At 65.6% G+C, this 17,856-nt stretch carries 16 protein-coding genes; 11 read left to right on the top strand and 5 right to left on the bottom strand.

The window, feature by feature from the left end; translation table 11 throughout:
- Window positions 1-136: 136 nt before the first annotated feature.
- Together FHW81_RS20630 and FHW81_RS20635 are read right to left on the bottom strand one after the other, a co-directional pair.
- Window positions 137-1,087, bottom strand: a complete 951-nt coding sequence (locus FHW81_RS20630) for a homoserine kinase (protein ID WP_033980891.1) — start codon at window positions 1,085-1,087, stop codon at window positions 137-139.
- Window positions 1,088-1,120: 33 nt separating this feature from the next.
- Window positions 1,121-1,411, bottom strand: a complete 291-nt coding sequence (locus FHW81_RS20635; RefSeq protein ID WP_003096984.1) for a DUF2782 domain-containing protein — start codon at window positions 1,409-1,411, stop codon at window positions 1,121-1,123.
- A gap of 77 nt (window positions 1,412-1,488) precedes the next feature.
- Here FHW81_RS20635 and polA point away from each other — a divergent pair, with 77 nt between their 5' ends.
- Entirely contained in the window at window positions 1,489-4,230 is a 2,742-nt protein-coding gene (gene polA, locus FHW81_RS20640) for a DNA polymerase I (RefSeq protein ID WP_003118455.1), read from the top strand.
- Window positions 4,231-4,493: 263 nt separating this feature from the next.
- Here polA and yihA read toward each other — a convergent pair whose 3' ends face one another.
- Window positions 4,494-5,141, bottom strand: a complete 648-nt coding sequence (gene yihA / locus FHW81_RS20645) for a ribosome biogenesis GTP-binding protein YihA/YsxC (RefSeq protein WP_003161102.1) — start codon at window positions 5,139-5,141, stop codon at window positions 4,494-4,496.
- A 183-nt stretch (window positions 5,142-5,324) separates the two neighbouring features.
- Here yihA and FHW81_RS20650 point away from each other — a divergent pair, with 183 nt between their 5' ends.
- The 7 genes from FHW81_RS20650 (at window position 5,325) to ampDh2 (ending at window position 11,498) form a co-directional block, all read left to right on the top strand.
- Window positions 5,325-5,618: a c-type cytochrome gene (locus FHW81_RS20650; protein WP_003096979.1), complete on the top strand. Its 294-nt coding sequence runs from the start codon at window positions 5,325-5,327 to the stop codon at window positions 5,616-5,618.
- A 45-nt stretch (window positions 5,619-5,663) separates the two neighbouring features.
- Window positions 5,664-6,269 carry a c-type cytochrome gene (locus tag FHW81_RS20655; RefSeq protein ID WP_003102831.1) on the top strand — a complete coding sequence of 202 codons (606 nt, stop codon included), beginning with the start codon at window positions 5,664-5,666 and terminating at the stop codon, window positions 6,267-6,269.
- 167 nt (window positions 6,270-6,436) lie between these two features.
- On the top strand, window positions 6,437-7,072 hold the full coding sequence (gene dsbA / locus FHW81_RS20660; RefSeq protein ID WP_003096976.1) for a thiol:disulfide interchange protein DsbA: 636 nt from the start codon (window positions 6,437-6,439) through the stop codon (window positions 7,070-7,072).
- Between the two features lie 15 nt (window positions 7,073-7,087).
- Window positions 7,088-7,966, top strand: a complete 879-nt coding sequence (locus tag FHW81_RS20665) for an endonuclease/exonuclease/phosphatase family protein (RefSeq protein WP_003096975.1) — start codon at window positions 7,088-7,090, stop codon at window positions 7,964-7,966.
- Window positions 7,963-9,978: a diguanylate cyclase DgcP gene (dgcP, locus tag FHW81_RS20670; RefSeq protein WP_003114121.1), complete on the top strand. Its 2,016-nt coding sequence runs from the start codon at window positions 7,963-7,965 to the stop codon at window positions 9,976-9,978. The genes FHW81_RS20665 and dgcP overlap by 4 nt, the downstream gene beginning before the upstream one ends.
- Before the next feature lie 117 nt (window positions 9,979-10,095).
- Window positions 10,096-10,689: a MarC family protein gene (locus tag FHW81_RS20675; RefSeq protein WP_003102836.1), complete on the top strand. Its 594-nt coding sequence runs from the start codon at window positions 10,096-10,098 to the stop codon at window positions 10,687-10,689.
- A gap of 29 nt (window positions 10,690-10,718) precedes the next feature.
- On the top strand, window positions 10,719-11,498 hold the full coding sequence (ampDh2, locus tag FHW81_RS20680) for an N-acetylmuramoyl-L-alanine amidase AmpDh2 (RefSeq protein ID WP_003096970.1): 780 nt from the start codon (window positions 10,719-10,721) through the stop codon (window positions 11,496-11,498).
- A gap of 34 nt (window positions 11,499-11,532) precedes the next feature.
- On the opposite strand, the gene FHW81_RS20685 is transcribed toward ampDh2, so the two are convergent.
- Both FHW81_RS20685 and algB read right to left on the bottom strand, forming a co-directional pair.
- On the bottom strand, window positions 11,533-13,320 hold the full coding sequence (locus FHW81_RS20685) for a KinB sensor domain-containing domain (RefSeq protein WP_003102837.1): 1,788 nt from the start codon (window positions 13,318-13,320) through the stop codon (window positions 11,533-11,535).
- Window positions 13,317-14,666, bottom strand: a complete 1,350-nt coding sequence (algB, locus tag FHW81_RS20690) for a sigma-54-dependent response regulator transcription factor AlgB (protein ID WP_003102840.1) — start codon at window positions 14,664-14,666, stop codon at window positions 13,317-13,319. Before algB ends, FHW81_RS20685 begins: the two co-directional genes overlap by 4 nt.
- A gap of 474 nt (window positions 14,667-15,140) precedes the next feature.
- On the opposite strand from algB, the gene FHW81_RS20695 reads away from it, so the two are divergent.
- From FHW81_RS20695 to gltP, 3 genes are all read left to right on the top strand, one after another.
- Window positions 15,141-15,302, top strand: a complete 162-nt coding sequence (locus FHW81_RS20695; RefSeq protein WP_003096961.1) for a DUF1328 domain-containing protein — start codon at window positions 15,141-15,143, stop codon at window positions 15,300-15,302.
- A gap of 21 nt (window positions 15,303-15,323) precedes the next feature.
- The gene (locus tag FHW81_RS20700; protein WP_003114119.1) at window positions 15,324-15,791 is read left to right on the top strand and encodes an inhibitor of vertebrate lysozyme family protein; all 468 of its coding nucleotides are present in this window, start codon (window positions 15,324-15,326) and stop codon (window positions 15,789-15,791) included.
- A gap of 712 nt (window positions 15,792-16,503) precedes the next feature.
- Entirely contained in the window at window positions 16,504-17,838 is a 1,335-nt protein-coding gene (gene gltP / locus FHW81_RS20705) for a glutamate/aspartate:proton symporter GltP (RefSeq protein ID WP_003096956.1), read from the top strand.
- Window positions 17,839-17,856: the final 18 nt, after the last annotated feature.

Consider the following 17,856-nt stretch of genomic DNA (forward strand, 5'->3'; position numbering starts at 1 on the left):
CAGGATGGCCGGGCCGGGGGTGGGCTGAACGACGAAGCCTCGACAGGATGTCAACTCGGCCTCACCCAAGACGCCAAACCGCATGGGTTTTGAAGGGGGAGCGGCCGCAGGACGGCCGTACTCCTGCGGTTCCTGCCTACAACGCAAACGGCAAATGAATCTCCACGTCCTGCCGTTGCGCCAGGCGCATCTCGAACTCCGCCGGATCGTGGATCAGCACGTCCTGTCCGGCGAACGCCTCGGCGGCGATCAGTCGCGACAGCCAGAAGCGCACGCAGGCGACCCGCAGCATGCTCGGCCAGTGCTCGGCTTCCAGCGCGGTGAACGGCCGGCGGTTGGCGTAGGCGGCGAGCAGGGCGCGGGCGCGGGCCGGGTCCAGGCTGCCGTCGGCATTGGAGCACCAGTCGTTCAGGGTGATCGCCAGGTCGTAGAGCATCCAGCCGGAGCAGGCGTTGTAGAAGTCGATCAGGCCGGCCAGGTGCGGGCCGTCGAACAGCACGTTGTCGCGGAACAGGTCGGCATGCAGGTTGGCGCGCGGCAGCGCAGGGCGCTCGGCATCCAGCGCGGCGATCTCCGCCAGGGCCGGGGCGAGCAGGGCGCGGGCCTGTTCCGGTAGTCGCGGGGCGAGGTTGGCACCTTGTTCCAGCATCCAGGGCAGGCCACGGTCGCTCGGGCGTTCGAGGATGCGCCCGCGGGTGGCGGCGTGAAGGTGGCCGAGCAGATCGCCCACTTCCTGGCAGTGGTGGGCGTTCGGCTGCCGCTCGTGGCGGCCGGCCAGGCGCGGTTGCAGCAGCGCCGGCTTGCCTTCGAGACGGCGCAGGGCCTCGCCGTCGCGGGTGCGCAGGGCGTAGGGCACCGGCAGGCCGTCCTCGTGGAGCACGTCGAGCAGTTCGATGAAGAACGGCAGGTCCTGCACCGGGCCGCGCTCGACCAGGGTCAGGACGAACTCGCCGTGTTCCAGGCTGACGAAGAAGTTGCTGTTCTCGGAGCCTTCGGCGATGCCACGGAAATCCCGCAGGCGGCCCAGGTCGTAGGGGGCGAGGAAGGCTTCCAGGGTCGAGCGTTCGAGTGGGGTGAACACCGACATGTCAGCGCGGCCTCGCCAGGTTGGAAATGCACATCACCAGCTGAAGATCTCCCATTGTGGAATCAGCTTGTCCGGCTGGTCGGAGCGAATGAAGTTGCCATCGCTGCCGTCGGCGCGGACCAGGAAATAGGGTTTGCCATGCTTGGGAACCACCTTGATGGCGTAGAGGAAGCCATTCACGCGGTATTCCTGGATGGTCTTGTCGCCCTCCTGGCGGATGGTTACGTCGGGCTCGCCGGAGGGCGCGTCGTCGTCCGCCGCCATCGCGACGAGCGGGGCGAACGCCAGCAGTCCGGCGAGCATCAAGCGGTTCAGCGTACGCATGGTAACCTTGCTCCTTTATCGAATCGTCCAGGGTTCATTCTACACGCCCTGGTCTCCGGAAAAGGTTGATTCCCCTCATGAGCCAAGCGCCCCTCGTCCTGGTGGACGGTTCCTCGTACCTGTACCGCGCCTTCCATGCCCTGCCGCCGCTGACCACCTCGACCGGCAAGCCCACCGGTGCGGTGAAGGGCGTGCTGAACATGCTCCTGAGCCTGCGCAAGCAGTACCCGGACAGCCCGTTCGCGGTGGTCTTCGACGCCAAGGGCCCGACCTTCCGCGACGAGCTGTTCGCCGAGTACAAGGCCAACCGGCCGTCGATGCCCGACGACCTGCGGGTCCAGGTCGAGCCGCTGCATGCCAGCGTCCGCGCCCTCGGCCTGCCGCTGCTGTGCGTGGAGGGGGTCGAGGCCGACGACGTGATCGGCACCCTGGCGCGCAGCAGCGCCGCGGCTGACCGCCCGGTGGTGATTTCCACCGGCGACAAGGACATGGCGCAACTGGTCGACGGGCACATTACGCTGGTCAACACCATGACCGGTAGCCGCCTCGACGTGGATGGCGTGAAAGAGAAATTCGGCGTCGGTCCTGAGCTGATCATCGATTTCCTCGCCCTGATGGGCGACAAGGTCGACAACATCCCCGGCGTTCCGGGTGTCGGCGAGAAAACCGCGCTGGGCCTGCTGACCGGTGTCGGTGGCGGCCTGGAGGTGCTCTACGCCAGCCTGGACAAGGTGCCCGAGCTACCGATCCGCGGCGCCAAGGGCTTGCCGGCGAAGCTCGAGGAAAATCGCGAGCAGGCGTTCCTGTCCTATCAACTGGCGACCATCAAGACCGACGTCGAACTGGACGTGGAGATCGACAAGCTGTATCCCGGCGAGCCGCAGCGCGAAGCGCTGATCGCCCTGTACCGCGAGCTGGAGTTCAAGAACTGGCTGGACGACCTCCTGCGCGAGGCCAAGGAGGCCGGCGAGAACGGCGAGGCGGAAACGCCTATCCAGGCCGAGGTCGACTACGACGTGGTGCTCGACCAGGCCGGATTCGACGCCTGGCTGAAGAAGCTGGAGGAGGCCGAGCTGATCGCCTTCGATACCGAGACCACCAGCATCGACGCCCAGCAGGCGCAGGTGGTGGGGGTGTCCTTCGCCGTGAAGGAGGGCGAGGCCGCCTACGTGCCGCTGGCCCACAGCTACATGGGCGTTCCCGAGCAACTGGACCGTGACGCGGTGCTGCGTGCGTTGAAACCGCTGCTGGAGGATCCGAAGAAGCTCAAGGTCGGCCAGCATGCCAAGTACGACATCAATGTCCTGGCCAATGCCAGCACCCCCATCGCGCTGCGGGGCGTAGCCTACGACACCATGCTCGAGTCCTATGTGCTGGACTCCACCGCCACTCGCCACGACATGGACAGCCTGGCCCTGAAGTACCTCGGCCACAGCACCATCCGTTTCGAGGACATCGCCGGCAAGGGCGCCAAGCAACTGACCTTCGACCAGATCGCCATCGAACAGGCCGGGCCCTATGCGGCGGAGGACGCCGACGTGACCCTGCGCCTGCACCAGGCCCTGTGGCAGAAGCTGGAGGCGATCCCGTCCCTGGCCAGGGTCCTGACCGACATCGAGATGCCGTTGGTACCGGTGCTGGCGCGGATCGAGCGCAACGGCGCGCTGGTCGACGCCAACCTGCTGGGCATCCAGAGCCGCGAACTGGGCGAGAAGATGGTCGCCCTGGAGCGCCAGGCATACGACCTGGCAGGGCAGGAATTCAACCTCGGCTCGCCCAAGCAGCTCGGCGCGATCCTCTACGACAAGCTCGGCCTGCCGGTTCTGAGCAAGACCGCGACCGGGCAGCCGTCCACCGCCGAGGCAGTGCTCGCCGAACTGGCCGAGCAGGACTTCGAGCTGCCCAAGGTGATCATGCAGTACCGCTCCATGAGCAAGCTCAAGAGCACCTACACCGACCGCCTGCCCGAGCAGATCAACCCGCGTACCGGACGCATCCATACCTCATACCACCAGGCGGTGGCGGCTACCGGGCGGCTGTCGTCGAGCGACCCGAACCTGCAGAACATCCCGATCCGTACCGCGGAGGGCCGGCGCATCCGCCAGGCGTTCGTCGCGCCGCAGGGCTACAAGCTATTGGCCGCGGACTACTCGCAGATCGAGCTGCGGATCATGGCCCACCTGGCCAAGGACGATGGCCTGCTGGATGCCTTCCGCCACGACCTGGACGTACACCGCGCCACCGCGGCGGAAGTCTTCGGCGTGCCGCTGGAAGACGTCAGCGGCGACCAGCGACGCAGCGCCAAGGCGATCAACTTCGGATTGATCTACGGCATGAGCGCCTTCGGCCTGGCCAAGCAGATCGGTGTCGAGCGCAAGGAGGCCCAGGCCTACATCGACCGTTACTTCGCCCGCTACCCCGGCGTCCTGGCGTACATGGAACGGACCCGCGCCCAGGCCGCGGAGCAGGGCTTCGTCGAAACCCTGTTCGGCCGTCGCCTGTACCTGCCGGAGATCCATTCGAAGAACGGCGCCATGCGCAAGGCCGCCGAGCGCACCGCGATCAACGCGCCGATGCAGGGCACGGCGGCGGACATCATGAAGCGCGCCATGGTCGCTGTGGATAACTGGCTGCAGGAAAGCGGCCTCGATGCCCGGGTGATCCTCCAGGTGCACGACGAACTGGTGCTGGAAGTGCGCGAGGAGCTGGTCGAGCAGGTGTGCGAGGGAATCCGCCCGCTGATGAGCGGAGCGGCGACCCTGGACGTACCGCTGGTGGTCGAGGCGGGTGTCGGTTCGAACTGGGACGAAGCCCACTGATGAACGGTTGCGAGGCCCGTGTGGCGGGCCTTGCGAGCAGGTCCGGAGTGCCCGGTGAGGGTGCCGTGGAAAAGTTTTTCGCGGTGCGCTGAACTTTCCCGTTTTGCCGACAGTCAGAACACACGAATGGCTTCTTGAGCCCTTCGATGCTCCTTTGCAGTGTTTAGTGTTGGCAGATTCCTGGACCCCGCCCTAGCGGTCCGGACTTGAACCCCGAACTTCCCCCTCCCCATACGAAGCTCGGGGTTTTTTTTGCCTGGAATTCAGGCTTCCTCGAACGCCTCTTGTTCCTCGTCCAGCAGGCCCAGCCATTGCGCCAGGACCATTTGCGCCTCGTCGATGCCCTGGCGCTTGGGCGCGGAGAACAGTTGCAGGGTGGCGACGTCGCCCCAGCCTTGCTGGACTTCCCGGCGTACCTTGAGCAGGGCGTTCTTGGCCGCGCCGAAGGCCAGCTTGTCGGCCTTGGTCATCAGCACATGGATCGGCAGCTGGCTGGCCTGTGCCCAATCCAGCATCAGTCGGTCGAAGTCGGTGAGCGGGTGGCGGATGTCCATCATCAGGAACACCCCGGCCAGGCTTGCGCGGCTGCTCAGGTAGGCTTCCAGGTGGCGCTGCCAGTGCTGCTTCAGGGGGATCGGCACCTTCGCGTAGCCGTAGCCGGGCAGGTCCACCAGGCGCCGCGAGTCGTCCAGGGCGAAGAAATTGAGCAGTTGGGTACGTCCCGGGGTTTTCGAGGTGCGCGCCAGGTTGGCGTGAGTGAGGGTGTTCAGCGCGCTCGACTTGCCGGCATTGGAGCGCCCGGCGAAAGCGACTTCCAGGCCTTCGTCGGGGGGGCACTGGTCGACCTGGGCGGCACTGATGAGAAAGCTGGCCTTCTGGCACAGGCCGACGATGGGGTTCTTCTCTGACATGGGTTATCCACAGGGGTGCGACTCGGTGTCGCGGGGGGCTGTTTCGTTTCCGTTTCGGTATCGGAAGTATATAATGCCGCGGATTTTGTGTGCGCTTTATCCCCCAGGGTCGAGCGCGCGCGGGAACGGACAGAGCATTTTCCGCGCGGTAGAACGCGGGCGTTCCCCCTGATGAGGACGATCATGAAGAAACTGCTGCTCGCAGCGACAGTCGTTGCGGTGGCCGTTACGGCGCAGGCGGCGCAGGACCCGGAAGCAGTGTTCAACCGGACCTGTGGCGCGTGTCACGACGGCCAGCTGCCGATGGCGCCGAAAAAGGGCGACCATGCCGCCTGGGAGCCGCGGCTGGCCAAGGGCATGCCGACCCTGGTCCAGCATGTGACCAACGGATTCAACGCCATGCCGCCCCGCGGCCTGTGCACCGACTGCAGTGCCGAAGACTACCAGGCAACCATCCAGTGGATGGTGAAGAAGTAGCCGAAGCCCACTATCTTTCACCCTTAGCCGTAATTGGATTAGCTGATGAACAAACTTCTCGTGAGTCTGCTGTTGACCCTGGGTCTGACCGGCCTTGCCCATGCCGCTGGCGATGCCGCCGCGGGCCAGGCGAAAGCCGCGGTGTGCGGCGCCTGTCACGGTGCGGATGGCAACAGCCCGGCGCCGAACTTCCCGAAACTGGCCGGCCAGGGCGAGCGTTACCTGCTCAAGCAGATGCATGACATCAAGGACGGCAAGCGTACCGTGCTGGAAATGACCGGGCTGCTGACCAACCTCAGCGACCAGGACCTGGCCGACATCGCCGCCTACTTCGCCAGCCAGAAGATGAGCGTCGGCATGGCCGATCCGAACCTGGTGGCCCAGGGCGAAGCGCTGTTCCGCGGCGGCAAGATCGCCGAAGGCATGCCGGCCTGCACCGGTTGCCATTCCCCGAGCGGCGTCGGCATCGCAACCGCCGGTTTCCCGCACCTGGGCGGCCAGCACGCGACCTACGTGGCCAAGCAGCTGACCGACTTCCGCGAAGGCACCCGCACCAACGACGGCGACACCAAGATCATGCAGTCCATCGCCGCCAAGCTGTCGAACAAGGACATCGCCGCGATTTCCAGCTACATCCAGGGTCTGCACTGATCGCTGCGTAGCACGGCAAAAAAGATGTATGAAAAAGGGTGGCCTCGGCTGCCCTTTTTTGCGTCCGCCATCGCTACAATGCTGGAACCCGTGACCGCTCCCCCCGGTCGAACTGACCGGGCCGAACCCGGCCGGAGAGCGGCACTGACCTCGCCTAGGAGTGAACGATGCGTAACCTGATTCTCACCGCCATGCTGGCCATGGCCAGCCTGTTCGGCATGGCCGCCCAGGCCGACGACTATACCGCCGGCAAGGAATACGTCGAGCTGAGCAGCCCGGTGCCGGTGTCCCAGCCGGGCAAGATCGAAGTGGTGGAACTGTTCTGGTATGGCTGCCCGCATTGCTACGCGTTCGAGCCGACCATCGTGCCGTGGAGCGAGAAGCTGCCGGCAGATGTCCATTTCGTGCGCCTGCCTGCCCTGTTCGGCGGTATCTGGAACGTCCATGGGCAGATGTTCCTGACCCTGGAAAGCATGGGCGTCGAGCATGACGTACACAACGCCGTGTTCGAGGCGATCCACAAGGAGCACAAGAAGCTCGCCACTCCGGAAGAAATGGCCGATTTCCTCGCCGGCAAGGGCGTGGACAAGGAAAAATTCCTGAGCACCTATAATTCCTTTGCCATCAAGGGCCAGATGGAAAAGGCCAAGAAGCTGGCGATGGCCTACCAGGTCACCGGCGTACCGACCATGGTGGTCAATGGCAAATACCGCTTCGACATCGGCTCCGCCGGTGGTCCGGAGGAAACCCTCAAGCTGGCCGACTACCTGATCGAGAAAGAGCGCGCAGCGGCCAAGAAGTAGGCAAGGTGATTCGGCATGTTGCGCCGCTGGCAGCGTGAACCTCGGGTCGCAGGTAGCTGCGACCCGCGAGTGAACCCCTCCTGTGACGATTCGCGGGAGCTGCCCGACGACGGCCGCCTGCGCCTTCTCAGCTTCAACATCCAGGTCGGTATCAGCACCGAGCGCTACCGCCACTACCTGACCCGCGGTTGGCAGCACCTGCTGCCCCACGCGGGGCGGGCGACCAACCTGAAGCGGATCGGCGAACTGCTCGCCGACTACGACCTCGTCGCCCTCCAGGAAGCCGACGGCGGCAGCCTGCGTTCCGGCTACGTCAATCAGGTCGAGCACTTGGCCCAGTTGGGGGCGTTCCCCTACTGGTACCAGCAGCTCAACCGCAACCTCGGGCGTATCGCCCAGCACAGCAACGGCCTGCTCAGCCGCTGGCGGCCGACCCTGCTGGAAGATCATCCGTTGCCCGGTCCGCCGGGACGCGGCGCGATCTTCGTGCGCTTTGGCGAAGGCGCCGACGCGCTGGTGGTAGTGATGATGCATCTCGCTCTCGGCGCTCGCACCCGCACCCGCCAGCTCGCCTATATCCGCGAGCTGATCGGCGACTACCGCCACCAGGTGCTGATGGGCGACATGAACACCCACGCCGTCGATCTTCTGGAAAACTCGCCCCTGCGTGACCTCGGCCTGATGGCGCCGCAGGTCGAGGCGACGTTTCCCAGCTGGCGGCCGCAGCGCAATCTCGACCATATCCTGCTCAGTTCCGATCTCGCTCTCGAGCGGGTCGACGTGCTCGACCAGCCGATCTCCGACCATCTGCCGGTATCGGTGGAGATTCGCCTGCCGGACAACCTGCGCGACAAGGCCTTGGTCGTGCGCGGGGATGCCGGGAGTCCGCCATGAGTCGCGACGACGTCCAGCGCTGGAAAGACAAGTACCTGGAGAACATCGAGCAGCAGGAGCGCCTGCAACGGCGCTGGGATGCCCGGATCGACCTGCTGCGTCGCGGCCTGGTGCGTAGCAGTCTGGCGGCCGAAGGCAGCGACAAGGCGGTCGACCAGTGCATGAAGGAGCTGCGCGAGATCCTCCGTCGCGACGACATGGACGCCGGCCTGTCGGGCCTGATTCCGCGCCTGGAAAAGGCCGTGCTCGACTCCGAACAGCGCCGCCAGCAACGCACCCAGCAGAACATCGATGCTCTCGGCGAACTGGCCCAGCAGTTGCTGGCCCTGGACCTGCCGCGGGAACTGCGCAAGCCGCTGAAGCAGTTCGCCCGCGATATCGAGGAGCGCGCCCGGCAGTCGCGCGAGATTCCGATCCTGCTCAGCGAGCTGAGCAGGCTGCAACGCCAGGCGCTGGCCGAGCGCAAGGGCGGCGATGCCGAAGACGGTCGCCCGAGCCTGTTGCAACGCCTGTTCGGCGGCAAGGAGTCGGAAACCACCGCGGAGCCGAGCGCATCGGTGCCGTCCGTTGTGGCGGCAAGCAATACACCGATCCAACCGGCGGCGGCCGCGCCGTCCCTGCCGGTCGCCGAGCACGACGAGGCGCCAGGCGGTCCGCCGCAGCCGTTGCCCGCCCGCACGGTCGCCGCCATCGAAAGCGCGCCAGCGGGTTGGGTCGGGGTCGCCGAGCGTGGCGAGCCGAACCAGATCCTGCTGGATGAGCCCCGGGAAATCTGGCTCGACAGCCTGCCGCTACCGGCCGGCCTGAGCTTTAGCGAGACGCTGGAAGAAGCGGGTGCGGAGCCGTCGCCCGCAATGCCGGCGGACGTTGAAAGCGCGCCCGAAGCTCCGGCCACTCCTGTGGATAACCTCGACGGGCAGGCGGTAGACGAGGCCTACGAACTGCCGCCGCCGATACCGGAGCCCGGCTACAGCGCGGTGGCGCCGCACATCGAGGCCAGCCTGCTGCGGCTGCTCGACGGCCTGTCCCTGCCGAGCAGCCACCAGCCCCAGGCCGAGGCGCTGCGGGAGCGGATCGATGGCAGCCTGAACTGGTATGAGCTGGTGCCGGTACTCGACGACCTGGCGGTGCTGGTGCTGTCCCTGGCGGACAGTGGCCAGCGCGACTTCGAGGAATACCTGCGGCAACTCAACGAGCGCCTGGAAAGCTTCCTCGGCCACCTGGGCGACGCCCACGCCGGCTATACCGACGTGCTGGACAACGCGCGCGGCTTCGACCAATCGCTGCGTGAGCAGGTCAGTGGCCTGCAGGCCAGCGTGCAGCAGGCGACCGACCTGAACAGCCTCAAGCTGGCGGTGGACAGCCGGCTGAACGGCCTGCTTGCCTCCATGGACGAACACCAGCGCGAACAGGCCGAGCACGAACAGGAGGTGTCCGGCCGCCTGCAGGCGCTGATGGAGCGGGTCAACAGCATGGAGCAGGATGCCAAGGCGTTCCACAGCCACCTGGAGGACCAGCGACAGAAAGCCCTGACTGATCCGCTGACCGGGCTGCCCAACCGCGCGGCGCTCAGCGAGCGCCTGGAACAGGAGGTGGCGCGCCGGCACCGGGACGGCGGCGATCTGCTGCTGGCGGTGCTGGACATCGACCACTTCAAGCGGATCAACGACGACTTCGGCCACCTGGCCGGGGACAAGGTGCTGAAGATCATTGCCGGCGAATTGCGCAAACGGTTGCGCCAGGCCGATTTCATCGCCCGTTTCGGCGGCGAGGAGTTCGTCGTCCTGCTCCCGGCCACGTCCCTGGAAGCCGGCCGGCAACTGCTCGAACGGCTGCGCGCGGCGATCGCCGCCTGTCCGTTCCATTTCAAGGGCGAGCCCCTGAGCATCACCTGTTCCGCCGGCATCACCGCGTTCGAAGGCAACGAGGCCGGCGAAGCGGTTTTCGAGCGTGCCGACCAGGCGCTGTATCGAGCCAAGCGCGCCGGCCGGGACCGCCTGGAAGTGGCCTGAAGGGCGACCAGCGCACATTCCGACGACTCGGGACGGGCTCGCCTGCAGGTGTTGCCGCGGCTCGCTAGAATGGTCCCGCCCGGTAGAATGACCGGCTGTCCCGCTCTGGAAACTCCCATGGATATGTTCGGCGTCGCCGTCCTGATCTTTCTGGTCACCGACCCCTTCGGCAACATCGCCGTGTTCCTCGCCGCGCTGAAAGGCGTCGCACCTGGGCGCCGCCTGCGCGTGGCGTTTCGCGAGCTGGCCTTCGCCCTGGGCCTGCTGCTGCTCTTCCTCACCCTCGGCGAGCACATCCTCAGCGGCCTCGGCCTGTCCCGCGAGGCGACCGGGATCGCGGGTGGCATCATCCTGTTCGTGATCGCCATGCGCCTGATCTTCCCGTCGCCCCAAGGGCTGCTCGGCGAAGTGCCCGACGGCGAGCCGCTGCTGGTACCCCTGGCCACCCCGGCGGTGGCCGGGCCCTCGGCGCTGGCGATGCTGATCACCCTGCGCACCACCTTCGACGGTCCGCTGTGGGAGCTTTACCTGGCGGTGGTGCTGGCCTGGGCCGCTACTGCGCTGATCCTGCTGCAGGCGGCGTTCCTCCAGCGTTTCCTCGGCCCGCGCGGGCTGACCGCCATCGAGCGGCTGGCCGGCATGCTGCTGATCATGCTCAGCGTCGATATGCTGTTGGACAACCTGCGCAGCGTGTTGCACATCGCCGCCTGACCGCGCTGCCCATTTTTTTCGGAGTCATCATGCGTTCGTTCGTTCTACTGGCTTTCACCCTGTCGCTGCTGGCCGGCTGCTCCAGCGGCCCGCGCCTGAACACCGACTACACCTCGGCGAACCAGGACAGCCGCGTCCAGTTCATCGTCCTCCACTACACCTCCACCGATCTGCCGCATTCGCTGGGCATCCTCACCCACGGCGGCGTCAGCGCGCACTACCTGATCGGCGACGACGAGCCGGCCACCGTCTACCGCCTGGTGGATGAGAACCGCCGCGCCTGGCACGCCGGGGTCAGTGAATGGCAGGGCCGGACCTGGCTGAACGCCACCTCGATCGGCATCGAGATCGTCAACCAGGGCTATCGCGATACACCCCAGGGGCGGGTCTGGTATCCGTTCAGCGAAGCACAGATCCAGGCGCTGATCCCCCTGCTGAAGGACATCGCCAAGCGCCACGGCATCACCCCGGACCGGATCATCGGACACAGCGATATCGCGCCGGGCCGCAAGGTCGATCCGGGTCCGCTGTTCCCCTGGAAGCGCCTCGCCGACGCCGGCCTGGTGCCCTGGCCGAAGCCCGGCGAATTGGCGCGCCGGCTCGCCGAACTGAACGGCCAGCTGCCGGATGTGCGCTGGTTCCAGCAGCAGTTGGCGCGGCACGGTTACCTGGTGCCGCAGACCGGCGAGCTGGAGAAGGACACCCGCGACGTCATCGGCGCTTTCCAGATGAAATACCGTCCGGCCCGCTTCGATGGCGAGCCGGACCTGGAAACCGCCGCCCTGCTGCTGGCGGTGCCGACTTCCTGAGGCCTGTGGAAAAGCCTGCCGGGAGCGGCCCCGGTCACACCGGCAGCAGCATGTAGAAGCGCGCGCCCTGGCCCGGTTGCGAGCGCACCGCGATGCGCCCGCCATGCAGCTGGATGATTTCCTTGCACAGCGCCAGGCCGAGGCCGGCGCCGCCCTTCTTGCGTCCGACCTGGACGAAAGGCTCGAAGATCCGTCCTTGCTGGCTGAAGGGAATGCCTTCGCCATTGTCTTCCACCGCGATCAGCACCCGGTCGCCCTGGCGCCGGGCCTGCAGGTGGATCTGCCCGCCTTCGCTGCTATGGCGCAGGGCGTTTTCCAGCAGGTTGTCGATCACCCGCTCGATCTGCAGGCGATCGAGCTGCAGGCGCGGCAGCTCATCGCCCAGCTCCAGTTGCAGCGAGACCCGGCGGGCCTCGCCCTTGGGAATGAAACGCTGCTGCGCCTGGGTGAGCAGGTCGACGAGGTCGCAGGAAGCCAGTTCGAGCTTCTGCATGCCGGTCTGGTAGCGCGAGAAGTTCAACAGGTCGTTGATCAGCAGGACCAGCCGCGACATCTCTTCGTCCACCGTCTGGATCAGGTCCGCTTCCCGTGACTCCGCGGGGAAGTCCAGGCGTTCGCGGAGCAGGCTGAAGGCCATCTGCATGCCGGTCACCGGCGTACGCAGTTCGTGGGAGGCGCGCAGGACGAATTCGCTGCGGACCCGTTCGAAGGCGCGCTGCTCGGTCACGTCGCGGACCACCAGCACCGCGCCGACGCTATGCCCGCCGGGATGGGTGACCGGATACAGCGACCAGGCCAGCAGGCGCGACTCGCCGGCGACGTCCACCACCAGGTCGGGCATCGCCTCGTCCTGGACTTCGCCGAGCAGGGCCTTTTCCACCGCCTCCTGGACATCGACATCGCTGAGTAATTCGTCGATCCGCTTGCCATGGGGGTCGTTGGAGACGAACAGCTGGCGGATCGCGACCGGGTTGGCGTGTTCGATGCGTCCCTGGTTGTCGAAGATCACCAGGCCGTCGTCGATGCTGTCGAGTACCGCCTGCAGGCGCCGCTCGCCGGAAAGCACCTCTTCGACGCTGGTCTTGCGATACTGCCGCAGGGCCTCGGCCATCAGGCCGAAACGCCGGGTCAACTGGCCGACCTCGGCGACGTTGGTCATCGGCAGGGTCACGTCGAAATCGCCTTCGCCGATCCTGTCCGCCGCCCGCGCCAGGGTTTCGATCGGCGCGCCGAAGCGCCGGGCGATGCTGTGGGCGGTGACGAAACCGATCAGCAGGATGGCGACGCCCACCAGGCCAAGCAGGCCGGCGACCAGGTAGGCACGATGGCGGGCGCTGGTCTCGGCTTCGCTGATGCCGGCCAGCGCCAGTTGCTGCAGGTCCTGCAGGCGCAGGCGCAGGCCATTGAAGGCTTCGCTGAAGCCGTCGTTGTCGGCCATGGGCGCTTCGAGCAGGGCCGGGGTGTGCGCCTGCAGTTGCAGGTAGGCGTCGCGGACGCCATCCAGGGCGGCCTGCTCGGCGCTGTCGACGGTATTCGCCCGGCCCTGTTCCAGGACTCGTCGGAAGTCGTTTTGCGAGCGCTCCAGGGCCTGCCCGTCGGGGGTTTCGCGGAGCAGTATGACCAACTGGTCGCCGAGCAACTGGCGCAGTTGCTGGCTCACCTCGATGGTCGCGTAGTGGTGCGACATCCGTTGTTCCTGGGCGCGGCCGAGCTGCATCACGCTGAACAGCCCGAGCAGCAGGCCGAACAGCGAGACGGTGATCAGCGCGGAAATGCTGAGGAACAACCGGGTCCGGAGCTTCATCGGCAGCGGCATGCTCATAGGCCGTACTGCTTGCGCTTCCGGTACAGGGTCGAGGCATCGATACCGAGGGTCTTGGCGGCCTGGTCGAGGGTCGCGCTGGAGGCCATCACCGCCGTGATATGGGCTTTCTCCAGGTCTTCCAGGCTCAGCGATTCGCCGATCCGCGGCGCGCTGCTGGCAGATTGCGCAGCGCTGAAACCGAGGTGGTCGACATCCACCAGTTCCTGGTTGCAGATGATGCTGGCGCGTTCGATCACGTTGCGTAGCTCGCGTACGTTGCCCGGCCAGGGGTATTGCCGCATGGCCTCGCGGGCGGCTTCGCTGAAGCCGCGGGCGGGGCGGCCGTAGTCCTTGACGAAGCGGGCGAGGAAACGTTCGGCCAGGCCGAGGATATCCTCGGCGCGTTCGCGCAGGGGAGGCAGGTTGAGCACGATCACGTTGAGGCGGTAGAGCAGGTCCTCGCGGAACTGGCCCTGGGCGACCATCGCGCCCAGGTCGCGGTTGGTCGCGGCAAGGATGCGTACGTCGGCGCGGCGGGTCACCGGATCGCCGACGCGTTCGTATTCCTTGTCCTGGATGAAGCGCAGCAGCTTGGGTTGCAAGGTCAGCGGGAAGTCGCCGATCTCGTCGAGGAACAGGGTGCCGCCGTCAGCCTGGCTGACCCTGCCCAGGGTGCTTTCGGTGGCACCGGTGAAGGCGCCGCGACTGTGCCCGAACAGTTCGCTTTCCATCAGTTCGGCGGTCAGCGACGGGCAGTTGATGGTGACCTGGGGCTTCTTCGCGCGTTTGCTCCAGGTGTGGATGGCGCGTGCCAGTTCGCCCTTGCCGGAGCCGGATTCGCCGAGGATGAGGATGTTGGCGTCGGTCGCCGCTACCTGGCGCGCGGTCTCCAGTACCGCGGCCATGGCCGGGCTGTGCGATTCCAGGCCGTCGCCCTGGCGGCGCACTTCGTCCTCCAGGGCCTCCAGGCGCGCGGTCAGTTGGCGCACCTCCAGTTGCTTGGCGGCGGCCAGGCGCAGTTGGTCCGGGCTGCAGGGCTTGACCAGGTAATCCACCGCGCCGGCCTGCATGGCGTCGACCGCGGTATCCACCGCCGAATGCGCGGTGACGATCACCACGCGCATCCATGGCGCCTGGACGCGCATCTGGGCGAGAACGTCGAGCCCGTTGTCTTCGCCCAGGCGCAGGTCGAGGAAGCACAGGTCGAATACCTGGCGCTGCAACAGGGCCTCCGCCTGCGGCGCGCTGCTGGCGGTGGCCACGCTGTAGCCTTCGTCTTCGAGGCAATAACGGAAAGTGCGCAGGATCGCCGACTCGTCATCGACCAGCAGGATGCGCCCCTGTTTTTCGGAAGTGGTTTCCATCGTTGCTTTTTATCCTCTAGGGAATTCACTGCCATTCGGCTTCTGGGTTAGTCCCCGGAAAGCCCATGCAAGTTGCAGAGCGCCCCGCCGCCCATCCGGGCGGCCAGGGCGGCGTGCAACCTGCCGATGTCTGTTCTTGGGTTTTCGGGAAGCCGTGGCGGCTCCACGGATGGCTCCGGGTAGCAGGTGCCGGGTCGCTTCCCTGTTGCATGTGACAGCGTACCGCGCCGATCGTGCAAAACGCCCGGAATAATTTGTCGCGTCGTGCAGGATGAACTGCGCAGACTACCTGGGTTGTTTTATAACTTATTGAATTAAAAGTGTTTTTATTTTTCAGAAAGGCTGGCATGCGGCGTGCAATGAGGTAGTCACGGTCTCCCTGAAGAAAAAATGGACACAGGCCGGTTCGCTACCCCGATGGGCCTGGCCCCGAGGCGGTACCGACAGTTCCGAAGGCACACAGGAGAAAACATCATGCTTAGTTGGGCTATCACCTTTCTGATCATCGCCATCATCGCTGCCGTCCTCGGGTTTGGTGGCATCGCAGGTGCCGCCACCGGAATCGCGAAGATCCTCTTCGTGCTGTTCCTGGTGCTCTTCGTGGTCTCGTTCTTCTTCGGACGCCGTCGCGGCTAGCCGGATGCCAAGGAGAAAGCGATGCGACTCATGCGTAACCTGATGAACGCACTGCTGCTCGGTGCCGCCGCCAGTTCGCTGGCGGTGGCGGCCGACAGGGACGGCGAATACCGCTTGAACGAACTGCAGAGCACCGATGCCGGATACCGCAAGGCCTGGCAGAACCTGGTGGAAGACGAGAGCCGCTTGCCCGACTGGGTGATGAATCTCTCGGGAACCGCTACGCCGATGCATGCCGTCGACGACCAGGGCGACAAGTATCTGGTTGGCGGTCTCTGCGAGAAGTCCGATTGCAAGGGCCAGCGCCTGCTGGTCGCCTTCGATTGGGACAAGAGTCATGCCTACGGGCTCTACGTGCAGGTGCCCGAAGGGCTGCCGCAGGACAAGTCGCCGAGCAAGCACGCCAGCTTCCGCTGGCTGGGCAAGCCGGAACCGGCGGTACAGAAGATCCTCGACGAACAACTCAAGGCCGATCCGAACTGGTACTGAGGCGGAACGGGCTTGCGTGACACCGCCCCGCCCGCAGCGGGGCATGGCCAGGGGACCGGGATGCGCTGGGTGAGGTCGATCCGGCGGGTTCCAGGGGTACAGGGAGTACCTCCTTCGGGGTCGGGCCAGGCGAAAACGCGCCGGAGGGGAGCCACCGATGTCTCGCTGCCTTCCGGCGCGCTTCTATATATAGAAGGGGTACGATGCTCCGCCGTCCGGCGGAGCGTCGGCTTCCGCAGCGATACTCCGCGAACTTCCCTGATATCGATCAATGCCTGTGGATGGCGGAGTCGTTTTACAATCGACCGCCCGCGCGTTCCGAGGCGCCCTCCCAGAAGGGCTTTACCGCGCGGTTATCCACAGAATGCCGCTTATCCACAGCCAGCGATGGCGTGCCGGACGGCCTTGCGTGTCCTGCGACCATCCATCGCAGCGATGATGAGCGACTTTCAACTTCCCAGGATGGGCACGAGGCTCCCGGGCCTTGCACGGAGTGCCTTCCGCTCCCTGTTCTTGTACGAAAATCAAGGGCAATTTCCTGTGGGACGGACGTTTCATTAGTGATTTCTCATGCCGATTCGGCATGGGGCAGTCACTTACGGCATTAGACGGGGTAGGGGAGCGCATGAATCATTGCGCCCTTTCGCCTGTCGGGAGCGACTCTCCCGTTGGAGCGACTCCCGACTTCCACAAGAATTAAGGGTGACGAAACATGGGTAAAGCCAAGCTAAGCCTCGCCTGGCAGATCGTGATCGGTCTGGCACTCGGTATCGCCGTCGGCGCAGTGCTCAACCATTTCAGCGCCGAAAAGGCCTGGTGGATCGCCAACGTGCTGCAACCGGCCGGCGACATCTTCATCCGTCTGATCAAGATGATCGTGGTGCCGATCGTGATTTCCTCGCTGGTGGTCGGCATCGCCGGCGTCGGCGACGCGAAGAAGCTTGGCCGCATCGGCCTGAAGACCATCATCTACTTCGAGATCGTCACCACCGTCGCCATCGTCGTCGGCCTGCTGCTGGCCAACCTGTTCCAGCCCGGCACCGGCATCGACATGAGCACCCTGGGTACCGTGGACATTTCCCAGTACCAGAAGACCACCCAGGAAGTGCAGCATGACCATGCGTTCATCGCGACCATCCTCAACCTGATTCCCTCCAACGTCTTCGCCGCCATCGCCCGTGGCGAGATGCTGCCGATCATCTTCTTCTCGGTGATGTTCGGCCTCGGCCTGTCGAGCCTGCCCAACGATCTGCGCGAGCCGCTGGTGAAGGTGTTCCAGGGCGTTTCCGAGACCATGTTCAAGGTCACCCACATGATCATGAAGTACGCCCCTATCGGTGTCTTCGCCCTGATCGCGGTGACCGTCGCCAACTTCGGCTTCGCCTCGCTGCTGCCGCTGGCCAAGCTGGTGATCCTGGTCTACGTGGCCATCGTCTTCTTCGCCCTGGTGGTGCTGGGCCTGATCGCGCGGATGTTCGGCTTCTCGATCATGCGCCTGATCCGCATCTTCAAGGACGACCTGGTCCTCGCCTATTCCACCGCCAGCTCGGAAACCGTGCTGCCGCGCATCATCGAGAAAATGGAAGCCTACGGCGCGCCGAAGGCGATCAGCAGCTTCGTGGTGCCCACCGGCTACTCCTTCAACCTCGATGGCTCGACCCTGTACCAGAGCATCGCGGCGATCTTCATCGCGCAGCTCTACGGCATCGACCTGTCCATCGGCCAGCAGATCATGCTGGTGCTGACCCTGATGGTGACCTCCAAGGGTATCGCCGGCGTGCCGGGCGTATCCTTCGTGGTGCTGCTCGCCACCCTGGGCAGCGTCGGCATCCCGCTCGAGGGCCTGGCCTTCATCGCCGGCGTGGACCGCATCATGGACATGGCGCGCACCGCCCTCAACGTGATCGGCAATGCCCTCGCGGTGCTGGTCATCTCCAAGTGGGAAGGCATGTACGACGCGGCCAAGGGCCAGCGCTACTGGGATTCGCTGCCGCACCTGCGGCAGGCGGTCGGCGAAGCCAAGGGCAAGCAGGCCACCCTCGAATAAGGCGGCTTGTGGCTCCAG

The sequence above is a fragment of the Pseudomonas sp. RC10-4-2 genome, from assembly GCF_050433085.1.
In the GTDB taxonomy this organism is placed as follows: domain Bacteria; phylum Pseudomonadota; class Gammaproteobacteria; order Pseudomonadales; family Pseudomonadaceae; genus Pseudomonas; species Pseudomonas aeruginosa.